Annotated in this window: 13 protein-coding genes; 9 read left to right on the top strand and 4 right to left on the bottom strand. The window is 69.9% G+C overall.

From position 1 onward, the window contains the following. Positions 1–31: 31 nt before the first annotated feature. Entirely contained in the window at positions 32–1,885 is a 1,854-nt protein-coding gene (gene ilvD, locus ACFY1L_RS50560; protein WP_388841918.1) for a dihydroxy-acid dehydratase, read from the top strand. A gap of 68 nt (positions 1,886–1,953) precedes the next feature. Here ilvD and ACFY1L_RS50555 read toward each other — a convergent pair whose 3' ends face one another. Beyond that, positions 1,954–4,062, bottom strand: coding sequence for a serine/threonine-protein kinase (locus tag ACFY1L_RS50555; RefSeq protein ID WP_388841916.1), 2,109 nt, complete (start codon positions 4,060–4,062; stop codon positions 1,954–1,956). Between the two features lie 182 nt (positions 4,063–4,244). On the opposite strand from ACFY1L_RS50555, the gene ACFY1L_RS50550 reads away from it, so the two are divergent. The 4 genes from ACFY1L_RS50550 (at position 4,245) to ACFY1L_RS50535 (ending at position 6,337) form a co-directional block, all read left to right on the top strand. Then, entirely contained in the window at positions 4,245–4,571 is a 327-nt protein-coding gene (locus ACFY1L_RS50550) for an SH3 domain-containing protein (protein WP_388841914.1), read from the top strand. A 78-nt stretch (positions 4,572–4,649) separates the two neighbouring features. After that, entirely contained in the window at positions 4,650–4,937 is a 288-nt protein-coding gene (locus ACFY1L_RS50545; protein ID WP_388842167.1) for an SH3 domain-containing protein, read from the top strand. A gap of 43 nt (positions 4,938–4,980) precedes the next feature. After that, a complete protein-coding gene (locus ACFY1L_RS50540; protein ID WP_388841912.1) occupies positions 4,981–5,484 on the top strand; it encodes an EamA/RhaT family transporter in 504 nt (167 codons plus the stop codon). A gap of 82 nt (positions 5,485–5,566) precedes the next feature. Beyond that, a complete protein-coding gene (locus ACFY1L_RS50535) occupies positions 5,567–6,337 on the top strand; it encodes a class I SAM-dependent methyltransferase (RefSeq protein WP_388841910.1) in 771 nt (256 codons plus the stop codon). Here ACFY1L_RS50535 and ACFY1L_RS50530 read toward each other — a convergent pair. After that, positions 6,301–7,734 (bottom strand): SulP family inorganic anion transporter, encoded by a 1,434-nt coding sequence (locus ACFY1L_RS50530; protein WP_388842165.1) that lies wholly within the window; start codon positions 7,732–7,734, stop codon positions 6,301–6,303. The genes ACFY1L_RS50535 and ACFY1L_RS50530 overlap by 37 nt on opposite strands. A gap of 297 nt (positions 7,735–8,031) precedes the next feature. Between ACFY1L_RS50530 and ACFY1L_RS50525 the strand changes: the two genes are divergently transcribed. From ACFY1L_RS50525 to proC, 3 genes are all read left to right on the top strand, one after another. Then, positions 8,032–8,841 (top strand): ABC transporter ATP-binding protein, encoded by an 810-nt coding sequence (locus tag ACFY1L_RS50525; RefSeq protein WP_388841908.1) that lies wholly within the window; start codon positions 8,032–8,034, stop codon positions 8,839–8,841. Beyond that, positions 8,838–9,629, top strand: a complete 792-nt coding sequence (locus ACFY1L_RS50520) for an ABC transporter permease (protein ID WP_388841906.1) — start codon at positions 8,838–8,840, stop codon at positions 9,627–9,629. Before ACFY1L_RS50525 ends, ACFY1L_RS50520 begins: the two co-directional genes overlap by 4 nt. Positions 9,630–9,909: 280 nt before the next feature. Continuing rightward, positions 9,910–10,722, top strand: coding sequence for a pyrroline-5-carboxylate reductase (proC, locus tag ACFY1L_RS50515; protein WP_388841904.1), 813 nt, complete (start codon positions 9,910–9,912; stop codon positions 10,720–10,722). A gap of 22 nt (positions 10,723–10,744) precedes the next feature. Here proC and ACFY1L_RS50510 read toward each other — a convergent pair whose 3' ends face one another. Then, positions 10,745–11,329, bottom strand: coding sequence for a cysteine hydrolase family protein (locus ACFY1L_RS50510; protein ID WP_388841902.1), 585 nt, complete (start codon positions 11,327–11,329; stop codon positions 10,745–10,747). 75 nt (positions 11,330–11,404) lie between these two features. On the opposite strand from ACFY1L_RS50510, the gene ACFY1L_RS50505 reads away from it, so the two are divergent. Beyond that, positions 11,405–12,430 (top strand): GlxA family transcriptional regulator, encoded by a 1,026-nt coding sequence (locus tag ACFY1L_RS50505; protein ID WP_388841900.1) that lies wholly within the window; start codon positions 11,405–11,407, stop codon positions 12,428–12,430. Here ACFY1L_RS50505 and trpS read toward each other — a convergent pair. Further along, the gene (gene trpS, locus ACFY1L_RS50500; RefSeq protein WP_388841897.1) at positions 12,361–13,395 is read right to left on the bottom strand and encodes a tryptophan--tRNA ligase; all 1,035 of its coding nucleotides are present in this window, start codon (positions 13,393–13,395) and stop codon (positions 12,361–12,363) included. The two genes, ACFY1L_RS50505 and trpS, sit on opposite strands and share 70 nt — an antisense overlap. Between the last annotated feature and the right edge of the window lie 699 nt (positions 13,396–14,094).

Below are 14,094 nucleotides of genomic sequence, written 5' to 3'. Positions count from 1 at the left end.
CTGACGACCGTCTCTGAAGGAGCGAGCGACGATGCCCGAGCTGAGGTCCCGCACAGTCACCCACGGCCGCAACATGGCGGGCGCCCGCGCCCTTATGCGCGCCTCCGGTGTACCCGGCGCGGACATCGGTCGCAAGCCGATCATCGCGGTCGCCAACTCCTTCACGGAGTTCGTGCCGGGCCACACCCATCTGCAGCCGGTCGGCCGGATCGTCAGCGAGGCGATCGTGGAGGCGGGCGGCATCCCGCGCGAGTTCAACACGATCGCCGTGGACGACGGCATCGCGATGGGGCATGGAGGCATGCTCTACTCGCTCCCGTCCCGGGACCTGATCGCGGACTCGGTGGAGTACATGGTCGAGGCGCACTGCGCCGACGCCCTGATCTGCATCTCCAACTGCGACAAGATCACGCCGGGCATGCTGAACGCGGCCCTGCGCCTGAACATCCCGACGGTCTTCGTCTCCGGTGGCCCGATGGAGGCCGGCCGCGCCACGCTGGTCGACGGCACAGTCCGTACGCTCGACCTGGTCGACGCGATCTCCGACGCCGTGAACGACAAGATCTCGGACGAGGACATCCTCCGTATCGAGGAGAACGCCTGTCCGACCTGCGGCAGCTGTTCCGGCATGTTCACCGCCAACTCGATGAACTGCCTGACCGAGGCCATCGGCCTCTCCCTCCCCGGCAACGGCTCGGTGCTGGCCACCCACACGGCCCGCAAGCAGCTGTACGTCGACGCGGCCCGCACGGTGATGGACATCACCCGTCGCTACTACGAGCAGGACGACGACACGGTCCTGCCCTGCTCGATCGCGACCTTCTCCGCCTTCGAGAACGCGATGGCCCTGGACATCGCGATGGGCGGCTCGACCAACACGATCCTGCACCTGCTGGCGGCGGCCCAGGAGGCGGGCGTCCCGTTCGGCCTGGAGGAGATCAACGAGGTCTCACGCCGCGTGCCGTGCCTGGCGAAGGTCGCCCCGAACGTCGCGAAGACCCGCACGTACTACATGGAGGACGTGCACCGCGCCGGCGGCATCCCCGCCCTGCTCGGCGAGCTGCACCGCGCCGGTCTGCTGAACGAGAACGTCCACTCGGTCCACAGCCCGTCCCTGGCGGACTGGCTGAAGACGTGGGACGTGCGCGGCGGCTCGCCGTCCCCTGAGGCGGTCGAACTGTGGCACGCGGCCCCTGGCTGCGTCCGTTCCGCGGAGGCCTTCTCCCAGTCCGAGCGCTGGGAGGCGCTGGACGAGGACGCGGCGGAGGGCTGCATCCGCTCCGCCGAGCACGCGTACTCCAAGGACGGCGGCCTGGCGGTCCTCAAGGGCAACCTGGCGGTCGACGGCTGCGTGGTGAAGACGGCCGGCGTCGACGAGTCGATCTGGACCTTCGAGGGCCCGGCGGTCGTCTGCGAGTCGCAGGAGGAGGCCGTCGAGAAGATCCTCAACAAGCAGGTGACGGACGGCGATGTCGTCGTCATCCGCTACGAGGGTCCCAAGGGCGGCCCGGGCATGCAGGAGATGCTCTACCCGACGTCCTTCCTCAAGGGCCGCGGCCTCGGCAAGACCTGCGCGCTGATCACGGACGGCCGCTTCTCGGGCGGCACCTCGGGCCTGTCCATCGGCCACGCGTCCCCGGAGGCCGCGTCCGGCGGCACGATCGCGCTCGTCGAGGACGGCGACCGCATCCGCATCGACATCCCGAACCGCACGATCGAGCTCCTGGTCGACGAGACGGAGCTGGCGCGACGCGAGGCGGCGCTGGGTGGGGTGTACGCCCCGAAGTTCCGCGAGCGCAAGGTCTCGGCGGCACTGCGGGCCTACGCGGCGATGGCGACCAGCGCGGACAAGGGCGCGGTGCGGGACGTTTCGAAGCTGGGCTGAGGGCTCGCCGCTCGAAGCCGGGCTGAGGTTTCACAGGGGCCGTCTCTTCGGAGGCGGCCCCTTTTGCGTCACCAGGCCGACGGCTTGCGGGCGTTGACGGCGAAGACGGTGCCGTCGGGGGCGGTGGCGTAGACGCGGGAGTCGGCGATGACGGGCTCGGGCAGGCTGGCCGGCACGTCGCCTGTGTCGCTCCCGAGGCGTGCGGGAGTCTGTCCGGCCAGTGTCCCCTTGCGGGCGTCCACGGCGAGCAGGCGTCCGTCGGCGGCGCTGATGTAGACGTGACGGCTGTCGACGACCGGTGCCGAACCCCGGCTCACGGACGTCTCGAGGTGCCACAGCTGCTTGCGTTTGCCCATGTCGACGGCTTCGAGGGAGCCTCCTGTGGCCAGCAGGTAGACGACGTCGCCGCGCACGGTGGCGCGGGCGCTCTGGCGCTTCACGGGCAGCGGCACCCTGAGCGCCGAGCTGGATTCCGGTGTGTAGCGGACCACCGCGTGCGTGTCCCCGTACACGTTGTCGACGGAGAGGAAGAACACGGAGCCGCCGGAGGCGCCGAAGGGCTTGAGGGAGCCGTTCAGCCGGGTGTCCCACCGCACGTCGCCGGTGACCGGATCCACGGCGGTGACGCGCGTTCTCGACCCGTCGTAGGAGACGCTCGTCATGTACGCCAGCCGGTCGCCCGCGAAGGAGACGAAGGAGGACGTGCGGTAGCTCCCCGGTATCGTCCGGGTCCACTTGGTGTCGCCGGTCGCGCTGTCCACGCCGCTGACCGTGCCGTCCGCGTGGGTCAGCAGGAGCATGCCGCCGACTTGCTTCACCAGGTTGTAGGCGGTCACGTTCCGCTCCCAGCGTGCCTTGCCCGAAGCGGGGTCCAGCGCCTCCAGTCGGTGGCCGTGGTCGGCCAAGGGCTGTACGAGACCTCCTGAGAGCACCGGCGGGACACTCCAACGCGTCGTATCCGCACGATGCCGCCACAGCAGGCTGCCGTCGGACGGGGCGACGGCGAAGACCACGCCGGGCCGGACACAGACCAGCTTCCCCACGCCGTACGAGCAGCGGGGCGGGCCCTCGCCACCGGACACCGGCGTCGTCGCCCACGTACGAACTCCCGCAGAGGTGGTGGCGTGTGGTGTGGCCCCCTTCGCGGGGGAGGACTCCTGGCCGAGCAGTTGAACCGATGCGAACACACCGCCCGTGACCAGGACGAGCGCACCGGCCACGAGCAGCGTCTTCCTGCGCAGGCGCCCCTTGGCCGGCGGCTGCGACGGCGAGGCCTTGGCGCGGGGCTCCGGAGGCGGGGGATCGCCCACCGTGCGCTGCGCCGGTATGAACGCCTGTGTGTCGTACGAGGCGGACACCGACCGCAGTTCCCGCATGAGTTCGTCGGGCGTGGGACGGTCCTCGGGCTCCTTGGCGAGGCAGCGCAGCACCAGCGGCGCCAGGTCCTCCGGTACGCCGGTCAGATCCGGCTCGTCGTGTACGACCTGGTAGGCGACCACGTAGGGACTGTCGGAGTCGAACGGACCGCGCCCGGTCGACGCGTGCACCAGGACGGACCCGAGCGCGAACACGTCGGCGGCGGGCCCCACCTCCCGCGGCCGCCGGAACTGCTCCGGGGCCATGAAGGGAGGGGTGCCGATCAACTTCCCGGTCTCCGTGCGCAGTTCGCTGTCCTTTGGCCGAGAAATACCGAAGTCGATGACCTTCGGCCCGTCCTCGGCGAGCAGCACATTGCTCGGCTTCAGATCCCGGTGCACGACCCCGACGCGATGGATGTCGCGGAGCGCCTCGGCCAGTCCCGCCATCAGACGGCGCAACTGCGCAGGAGGCATGGGCCCGTTCCGCTTCACATGATCGGAGAGGGTCGGCCCCGGAATGAACAGCGTGGCCATCCAAGGCCGTTCGGCCTCCGGGTCGGCGTCGACCACGGACGCGGTGAAGGCACCGCTGACCCGCCGCGCCGCAGCGACCTCCTGCCGGAACCGCCCTCTGAACTCGGGGTCCTTGGCGAACTCGGCGTGTACGACCTTTACGGCGAGCTTCATCCCGGAGGTGCTCCGCGCGAGATGCACGACACCCATGCCGCCCGAGCCGAGGCACGACTCCAGGCGGTAGTGACCGGCGTACTCGGGAAGTTCCGCTTCCGCGCCCGCTCCGGTGTTGTGCTGTGGCGCCATGGGACCACCCCCGTGCTGTTCATCCGCGCGCGCGACGCACGGAGCCTAGTCGATGATTCGTACGAGACGGAGGCGGCTTGCTAGCGTTCGCGAGCGAGTTGCGTACATGTGTTTCATGGCGTGTTTTAGGGGAATGAACGGGACCCCATGGCATTCATGGGGCTCAACGGGGGAGGTTTTTCATGTCTGTTGACCACGTCGAAGAAGCCGAGAGCGGCGAGGGGAAGGCCGTCACGGCGGCCGCCGCCGTCACGGCAGCCGTGCACTACTACCCGGTCGCACCGGGCGTCCGCCTCAATGTCCGCAGCGGCCCGGGAACCCAGTACGGCATCGTCCGGGTCCTTCCCGAGGGCGCGAAGGTCCCGATCTACTGCCAGACACCGGGCACGACGGTGACCGGCCCGTACGGCACCTCGAAGATCTGGGACAACATCGACGACGGCGAGTTCGTCTCCGACGCCTACGTGCTCACCGGTACCGACGGCTACGTGGCCTCCCGCTGCGGCTGACCAACTCTCCGAAGGACCCTGATGACTTCCGGAAGACGTAGATCCGTCCTGTTCGCGGGCGCGGCCGGCGCCCTGCTCATGGTGATGGGCTCGGCGGCCACCGCGAACGCGGCCACCGTGAAGACCTACCCGATCGCACCCGGTGTCCGAGTGAACGTCCGCAGCGGACCCGGCACGAACTACACCATCGTGCGTGTCCTGCCCGAAGGATCGAGCGTCCCGATCTTCTGCCAGACGCCCGGCACGACGGTCTCGGGTTACTACGGCACGTCGAACATCTGGGACAACATCGACAGCGGTGAGTACATCTCGGATACCTACGTCAAAACCGGCAGCGACGGCTACATAGCCTCCCGCTGCGGCTGAACCCGCAGGGAGCCCGCGGCAACCCGGGAGCCATAATCGTCCCGTGAGCGACGAAACCGGCACCCAGGACACCGCGGGCTCCACGGGCCCCCGCCCAGAACCCCTCCGCTTCTTCGGCACCACCTGGGTGAACCACGACAACGGCTACACCCCCCGCCGCATCGGAGTCGCCGTCGGCTCCCTCGCCACCGCGGCCGCCTCCTGCCTCGTCCTCCGCTTCGCCTTCGACGGCGTCCAACTCGCCGACACCGGCGCCTTCGTCACCGTCCTGATCGTCGTCATGTTCGCGGTCTGCAGCGCGCTGGCCTTCCGCCACACCTGGGACTCCTTCGGCAAGCGCCCCGACCCCGACCGCCAGGCCTCCCTCCGCGGTCTCCTGGCCATCGGCTTCGTCGGCTCCCTCCTCGCCTACTTCTTCCGCTCCCTCACCGAGGCCCCCGGCGAGAAACTCCACCGCGAGGAGTACGAGACGGCCCTGAAACAACACGAGAAGCGCACGTCCCGCCGCACAGGCAACCCGCAGAGGAAGAAGCGCCGCCGCTCCTAGCCGACGGATCTCGGCGGCGGCCTCAGCCGCCTCTCACCAAAAACTCACTGCCCCCTGCACGCATCCGGGCCACCATGGCCGTATGACGGCTTCCTCCCACACCACCCGCGCGCACTCCTTCAACGTCGCCGCAGCCCAGTACGCCGCCAACCGCCCTTCCTACCCGCCCGCCCTCTTCGACGCGGTCGAAGACATGGCCGGCCGATCGCTGACGGGCGCCCGCGTCGCGGACATCGGCGCCGGCACCGGCATCGCGACCGCCCTGCTGCGCGCCCGCGGCGCCGACGTCATCGCCGTGGAGCCCGGGGAGGGCATGGCGGCACAGTTCCGCCGCAGCCTCCCCGACGTCCCGATCGTCCGCGGCAGCGGCAACGCCCTCCCGCTCGCCACCGCCTCCGCCGACTTCCTCACCTACGCCCAGGCCTGGCACTGGACCGACCCGGCCCACTCGGTGCCGGAGGCCCTGCGCGTGCTGCGGCCGGGCGGGGCGCTCGCGCTGTGGTGGAACACGAGCGCCCTGGACGTGCCGTGGATCGACGAGCAGACGGTCCGGATCGGGCGTCACTTCGGCGGCGACGGGATCGTGGACAGAAACGGCAGCGGTGTCCGCTCCGCCCTCGCCGACCCCACCGGCCGCCTGCACTTCGAGCACCGAAGGGTCCGCTGGAGCCGCCACGTCCCCGTCGACCGGCACCTGGCCAACATCGGCAGCCACTCGATCTTCCTCGTCCACGGCGAGGAGAACGCCCGCGCCTTCCTCGCCGAGGAGCGGGACCACCTGCTCGCCGTCTTCCCGGACGGGATCGTCGAGGAGACCTACGTCGTCGAGCTGCTCGTGGCCATCGGTTCATGACCCCGCGCGGCGGCCCACCCCTCCAGGGCCGCCGCACACGCATGGTCCACATGCCGCAAGCCGCCCAACTCCAGCCGCACAGCCCGGTCGTGCGGCAGCGCCTCCAACGCCTCCAGCAGCTTCGGCAGCCGCAGGAACGTCGCATGCCCCAACACCCGTACGACGACCCCCGCGTCCCCCCGGTCCTCGGTCTCCACATGCACATGGCTGACGTCCCACGCGGTCTTGCCCACGGCCAGCGCCAGCCCCACCAACACGCCCTCCAGCAGATTCCCGACGACGATCGCTCCCGCCGTCACCACCAGCACGACCACCTCGCCCCGGTGCCCGCGCCACAGTGCCCGCACCTCCCGCACCGGAACGAGCCTGCACCCGGCGTACACCAGCAGTCCGGCCAGCGCCGCCACCGGAATCACCCCGAGCACCCCGGGCACGACGGCCGTGAACAGAAGCAGCCACGCCCCGTGCAGCACCCGCGAGGCCTTGGTCCGCGCCCCCGCCTGCACATTCGCCGCGCTGCGCACGATCACCGCGGTCATCGGCAGGGCCCCCAGCACCCCGCACACCGCGTTCCCCGCGCCCTGCGCCATCAGCTCCCGGTTGTAATCCGTCCGCGGCCCGCGATGCAGCCGGTCCACCGCAGCCGCGCTGAACAACGACTCCGCCGACGCGATCAGCGCGAACGCCACAACGGTCCCGATCACCCCCACTTCCGTAAGCCGTCCGAAGTCCGCCGCCTCCGGCACCCGCACCGCGTCGACGAGCCCGCGCACGTCGACCCGCCGCACCCCCAGGTCGAACACCCCGGTCACCGCCGACACCACCGCCACCGCCACCAACGGCGCAGGCACCACCCGCGCACCCCTGCGCCAACGCGGCCACAGCAGCAATACGGCAATGGTGGCACCCCCCACTGACAACGCCACGGAATCGACCAGGCCCGGCAGCGACACCAGCCCGGCGATCTTCCCGAGCCCGGTCGCGGGCGCGGCCGCGTCGCCCAGCGAGTACACCTGCCCGGCGACCAGCACCAGCCCGATGCCGGCGAGCATCCCCTGCACAACAGCCGCCGACACGGCCCGGAACCACCGCCCCAGGCGCAGCGCCCCGAGCCCCAGCTGCACCAGCCCGGCGCCGAGAACCAGCACGCCGAGCACCTCGACGCCGTACGAGTCGACGGCCTCGTACACGAGCACCGTCAGCCCGGCCGCCGGCCCGCTCACCTGCAGGCTGCTGCCGGGCAGCGCCCCGGCGACCAGCCCGCCGACGATGCCGGTGACCAGCCCCAGTTCGGCGGGCACACCCGAGGCGATGGCCACGCCCACGCACAACGGAAGCGCGACGAGAAACACGACGAGAGAAGCGAACAGATCGGCCTTGCGTACGCCACAACGCATGCGCATGACGGGAGCACCTCCGGTGATCGAGCGGGAGATGCGTGGGTGCCGAACCGGGGGAGGGCACGGCGAAGTTCCGTGCGCGGCATATGACCTCGCACTGAAATCCATTGTCGGTCAGGGGAGTTGATCGCGCACTGGGCACATGTGTCCGCCCGGTGAACCCGGAGGCATAGGAACCGGACCCCCTCGCTCCGTTCGCACCCACGCGCGCCTGCGCCCCCGTACGACCCGCCTGCATCCCGTCTGACATGCCGCGCTTGACACGGCCCGCTCCGGAGGAGGAATGTTCATCGCATGATGAATAAAACCCGGAACGCCGCCGACCCGCCGGACCCGGAAGGCGCCCGTACCGCCGTCCGGGCCGAGGGCCTGACCGTCGTCCGCGGCCCCCGAACCGTCCTGCGCGGCCTCGACTTCACCGTCCCCCGTGGCCAGATCACCGGCCTGCTCGGCCCGTCCGGCTGCGGCAAGTCGACCCTCATGCGCTCGATCGTCGGCACCCAGGCCAAGGTCACCGGCACCCTGGACGTCCTCGGTCGCCCCGCCGGCCACCCCACCCTCCGCACCCGCATCGGCTACGTCACCCAGGCCCCCTCCGTCTACGACGACTTGACGGTCCGTCAGAACCTCGACTACTTCACGGCGATCCTCGCCCCGGGCCGCGCGGGCGCCGACCGCCGCCAGGACGTCGACCGCGTCCTCACCGACGTGGACCTCACCAGCCACGCCGACGTCCTCGCCGGCAACCTCTCCGGCGGCCAGCGCAGTCGCGTCTCCCTCGCCGTCGCCCTCCTCGGCACCCCCGAACTCCTGGTCCTCGACGAACCGACCGTCGGCCTGGACCCGGTCCTCCGCCGCGACCTCTGGAACCTCTTCCACGACATCGCCGCCACCCGCGGCGCCACCCTCCTCATCTCCTCCCACGTCATGGACGAGGCCGAGCGCTGCCACCGCCTGCTCCTGATGCGCGAGGGCGAGATCCTCGCCGACGACACCCCCGACGCCCTGCGCACCCGCACCGGCTCGGACACGGTCGAGGCGGCCTTCCTGCACCTGGTCGACGAGGCGACGGCCGCCGCCCGCGAAAAGGAGACGACCCCATGACCATGACGACCCCGTCCGGTACGACGATGACGCCCGCGCCCACCAGCGCCCTGAACGCCTCCCGCACCACCGCCACCGCGGCCCGGGTCCTGCACCAGCTCCGCCACGACCCGCGCACCATCGCGATGATGATCCTCATCCCCTGCGTGATGCTGTTCCTGCTGCGCTACGTCTTCGACGGCAGCCCGCGCACCTTCGACAACATCGGCGCGTCACTCCTCGGCATCTTCCCCCTCATCACGATGTTCCTGGTCACGTCCATCGCCACCCTGCGCGAACGCACCTCCGGCACCCTCGAACGCCTCCTCGCCATGCCGCTGGGCAAGGGCGACCTGATCGCCGGCTACGCCCTCGCCTTCGGCACCCTCGCGATCATCCAGTCGGCCCTGGCCACGGGCCTCGCGGTCTGGTTCCTGGGCCTGGACGTCACGGGCAGCCCCTGGCTCCTGCTCCTGGTGGCCCTGCTCGACGCCCTGCTCGGCACCGCCCTCGGCCTCTTCGTCTCGGCCTTCGCGGCCTCCGAATTCCAGGCGGTCCAGTTCATGCCGGCGGTGATCTTCCCTCAGCTCCTCCTCTGCGGCCTCTTCACCCCACGCGACAACATGCACCCCGCCCTGGAAGCCATCTCCGACGTCCTCCCCATGTCCTACGCGGTGGACGGCATGAACGAGGTCCTCAAACACACGGACATGACAGCCAACTTCGTACGGGACGCCCTGATCGTGGCGGGCTGCGCCCTGCTTGTACTTGGCCTGGGAGCCGCAACACTGAGGCGAAGGACAGCGTGACGGAGCGGGCCGGCCCGGTGGATGCCGGTCGGTACCATCCAGCCTGTCCGGCGTTTGAGGACGAGGCCGTTCAGGCCGATCGGGGGTCCAGGGGGCGGAGCCCCCTGGCGGGGCCGAAGGGGCAGCGCCCCTGGGACGGGACGGGTAGGGGCGGCGGGGGCGAGAAAAGCCCGACGCCCACCCGCAGGGCAACGTCCCGCCCACCGGACACCCGAGCCGCACACCCGCCCCCGGTGCAAGGATGAACCCGGACGACGCAACCACCGGAGGCACCCGCGCCATGACCCAGAAAGTCGCAGTCCTCGGCACCGGCAAGATCGGCGAAGCCCTGCTCAGCGGAATGATCCGCGGCGGCTGGGCCCCCGCCGACCTCCTGGTCACCGCCCGCCGCCAGGAACGAGCCGAAGAACTCCGCACCCGCTACGGAGTCACCCCGGTCACCAACCCGGAAGCCGCCAAGACCGCCGACACCCTGATCCTCACGGTCAAGCCGCAGGACATGGGCGCCCTCCTCGACGAACTCGCCCCCCACGTCCCCGCCGACCGCCTGGTCATCAGCGGAGCCGCCGGCATCACCACCGCCTCCATCGAGGACCGCCTCGCCACCGGCACCCCGGTCGTCCGCGTCATGACGAACACCCCCGCCCTCGTCGACGAGGCCATGTCCGTCATCTCCGCCGGCACCCACGCCACCGCCGACCACCTCGCCCACACCGAGGAGATCTTCGGCGCCGTCGGCAAGACGCTCCGCGTCCCCGAGTCCCAGCAGGACGCCTGCACCGCTCTCTCCGGCTCCGGCCCGGCCTACTTCTTCTACCTGGTCGAAGCCATGACGGACGCCGGCATCCTCCTCGGCCTGCCCCGCGACAAGGCCCACGACCTCATCGTCCAGTCCGCGATCGGCGCCGCGACCATGCTCCGCGACAGCGGCGAACACCCGGTCAAGCTCCGGGAGAACGTCACGTCCCCCGCGGGCACGACCATCAACGCCATCCGCGAACTCGAGAACCACGGCGTACGAGCCGCACTCATCGCCGCCCTCGAAGCCGCCCGCGACCGCAGCCGCGAACTGGCCTCCGGCAACAAGAGCTGACGCTCCCACCGCCCGGGGGCGGTCACCCCGCGGCGTCCACCACCTCCTTAGAGGTCACCACGCGCGCGAAGCCGCCCCCGTGCAGCGACACCGCCGACGCCTGCGCAACCTCGTCCGCACTGCGCCGCCAGCCGAACGGCCCCTCCAGATCGAAGGTGTACGTCGCGTCGTACGCGACCACCACGTCGTACCCGAGATTCCCTCCCATACGAGCCGTCGTCTCCACGCACATGTTGGTCTGGATCCCGACCAGCACGAACTGCGAGATCCCCTCCGCCGTCAGCCAGGCAGCCAGATCCGGCGTCCCGAGGAAGGCCGAGTTCACGGTCTTCGTGACGAACAGCTCGGCACCGGCCCCCTTCCCCCTCCTCTCCTGCACGTACTCCTTGAAGTCGTTCCCCTCGTACCCCGGCCGCAGCGGCGACCGAGGCTTCGGCGAGTCATGCCGTACGAAGACGACCGGCCGCCCCGTCGACTGCCAGACGTCGATGAGCGCCGCGATGTTGTCATCGGCTCCCGGGTTGTTCCGAGGCCCCCAGAAGTCGGCCTCCTCGAAGCCCTTCTGCACGTCCACGACCACCAGTGCTGCGTTCTCCGCGATCTCCATGCCCACGATCCTCCCGCCGGCAGCGAGCTCTCCCCAGAGGGTGAAAAGACAGCGATCGATGGTTTACTGCCAGCCATGGAGAACGCCGCAGAGGCCGCAGAGAACACCTACCGCGTCGCCCTCGTCGCCTTCCCCGGCATCCGCGCCTTCGACGTCTCCGTCATCACCGAGGTCTGGGGCACCGACCGCACCGACCGCGGAGCTCCCGCCTTCGACCTCCGCCGCGTCGCCACCGACACCACCCCCATTCCGATGCGCGGAGGCATGGCTCTCCTCCCCGACCGCTCCCTCGCCTGGCTGTCGCGCGCGGATCTGATCGTGATCCCCGGCCTCGACGACCACCTCACACCCGCACCCACCCCCGTCCTCGAAGCCCTCCACCGCGCGCACGCCCGCGGCACCACCATTGCCGGACTCTGCGGCGGCGCCTTCACCCTCGCCCAAGCCGGCCTCCTCGACGGCCGCCGCGCCATCACCCACTGGAACCTCGTCGAGCTCTTCCGCGCACACCATCCCCAAGTCACCCTCGTCCCTGACGCTCTCTTCATCGAGGACGACAACATCTGGACCGCGGCAGGCACCGCAGCAGGCATCGACCTCTGCATCCACCTCGTCCGCCAGGCCCACGGTGCCGAAGCGGCCGCCACCATCGCCCGCTCGATGGTCACCGCCCCCTTCCGCACCGGAACCCAGGCACAGTTCATCGAGCACCCGACTCCGCGAGCCGACCGCGACGCCGACACCCTCGCCGCCGTACGCGAACACGCCCTGCGCCACCTGCACGAACCACTCACGGTCGCCGACCTGGCTGCCCGCGCAGGCATGTCCCCGCGCAGCTTCGCCCGCCACTTCACGGCAGAGACCGGCACACCACCGCTCCGCTGGCTCCTCGACCAGCGCCTCGCCGCAGCCCAGAAACTCCTCGAGCGAACCGACCTGCCCATGCCCGAAGTAGCCCGCCGCGCCGGCTTCGGCAGCGAGGTCACGATGCGCCAGCACTTCGCATCGCGACTCGCCACCAGCCCACGCGCCTACCGAGCGGCCTTCAGCACGAGTCCGGTATCGACCGGCGCCGCCGGCAGCAACCCGATCGCGCGATAAGCGGCATCCACGGTCGGCCGGGCCATCGCCCGAGCCTTCTCCGCACCATCCCGCAGCACCCCTTCCACATAGCCCGGATCGGCGCACAGCGCCCTGTGCCTCTCCTGTACGGGCCTGAGGAGCTCGACCACGGCTGCTGCGGTGTCCTTCTTCAAGGACCCGTACGACTCATATACACCGCTCAGCTCCTCGGGGTTCCCACCCGTGCACGCGGCGAGGATCTCCAGCAGATTGGCGAGGCCCGGCCGCGTTTCCCTGTCGTACACGACCTCCCGCCCGCTGTCGGTCACGGCCCGCATGACCTTCTTCCGCACCACATCCGGCTCGTCGAGCAGATAGACGATCCCAGGCCCGGCATCGTCGCTCTTCCCCATCTTCGACATCGGATCCTGCAGGTTCATGACCCGCGCGCCCACCGCCGGAAGCGTCGCCCGAGGCACCACGAACGTATGCCCGTAGCGCTGGTTGAACCGCACGGCCAGATCCCGTGTCAGCTCCACGTGCTGCGCCTGGTCGTCCCCCACCGGCACCTCGTCGGCCCCGTACGCGAGGATGTCCGCCGCCATCAGCACCGGATACGTCAGCAGCGACAGCCGCACACTTCCGCCCCGCTCCCGCTCACGAGCCGCTTTCTCCTTGTACTGGATCATCCGGCGCATCTCACCGTCGGTCGCCACGCACTCGAGCACGTACGACAGCCGCGCGTGCTCATCGACATGACTCTGGACGAACACGGTGCACAGCTCCGGATCCAGCCCCACCGCCAGCAACAGCGTCGCCGCCTGCCGACTGAGCCTGCGCACCCGCGCCGGATCGTGGTCCACAGTCAGCGCGTGCAGGTCTACGACGCAGAACAGCGCGTCCGCCCGGTGCTGGTCGACCGTGACCCACTGCCGCATGGCTCCCAGGTAGTTCCCCAGCGTCAGGTGCCCGGTCGGCTTGACCCCGCTGAAAACCCGTGTCATCTCCACTCCACCTTCTGGTCGGAGCCGCCGTCCCGGCCGGCCGCCCCTCAGGAGTTCTGGAGGGAGAAACGAGAACGGCCGCCGAGGCGGCGGCCGTTGAGTGCATACGTGAACTCGGCCGCCGTCAGGCGGCCCACCACAGCTGGGTGCACGTACGCGTAGTCATGGCGCCAGAGTACGCCTCACGGGTGCGGCCCGGAGGCGAGTTGACACGCCTCGGCCCGGTACGTAGTGTTCTCCGAGTTGTCCGACGTGAGCGCCGACTTCGGTCGGTCCCCGGACAGCCATTCCGCAAGTACCAACCACTACTCGGCAGCCGAGTCGATCTGTCCGGCGTCGATTAATTGGCATGTGTATTTGCGAAATGAGGAATCCCCGTTCGAAAGGACGCGGTCCCGATTAGCTCGGGAGCCGGGAATCCGCTAAAGTCTCACTCGTCGGAACGGCCCAGCGGGCCGCGAGGACAAGCCCCGCTGACTGGGAGTCAGGTCCGAAAGGATCTGATAGAGTCGGAATCGCCGGAAAGGGAAACGCGAAAGCGGGAACCTGGAAAGCGCCGAGGAAATCGGGCCGGGAAACGGTCTGATAGAGTCGGAAACGCAAGACCGAAGGGAAGCGCCCGAAGGAAAGCCCGTGAGGGTGAGTACGAAGGAAGCGTCCGTTCCTTGAGAACTCAACAGCGTGCCAAAAATCAACGCC

Origin of the sequence: Streptomyces sp. NPDC001663 (genome assembly GCF_042893105.1) — a bacterium.
Classification (GTDB): domain Bacteria; phylum Actinomycetota; class Actinomycetes; order Streptomycetales; family Streptomycetaceae; genus Streptomyces.
This window is presented reverse-complemented; position numbering and strand designations above follow the sequence as displayed.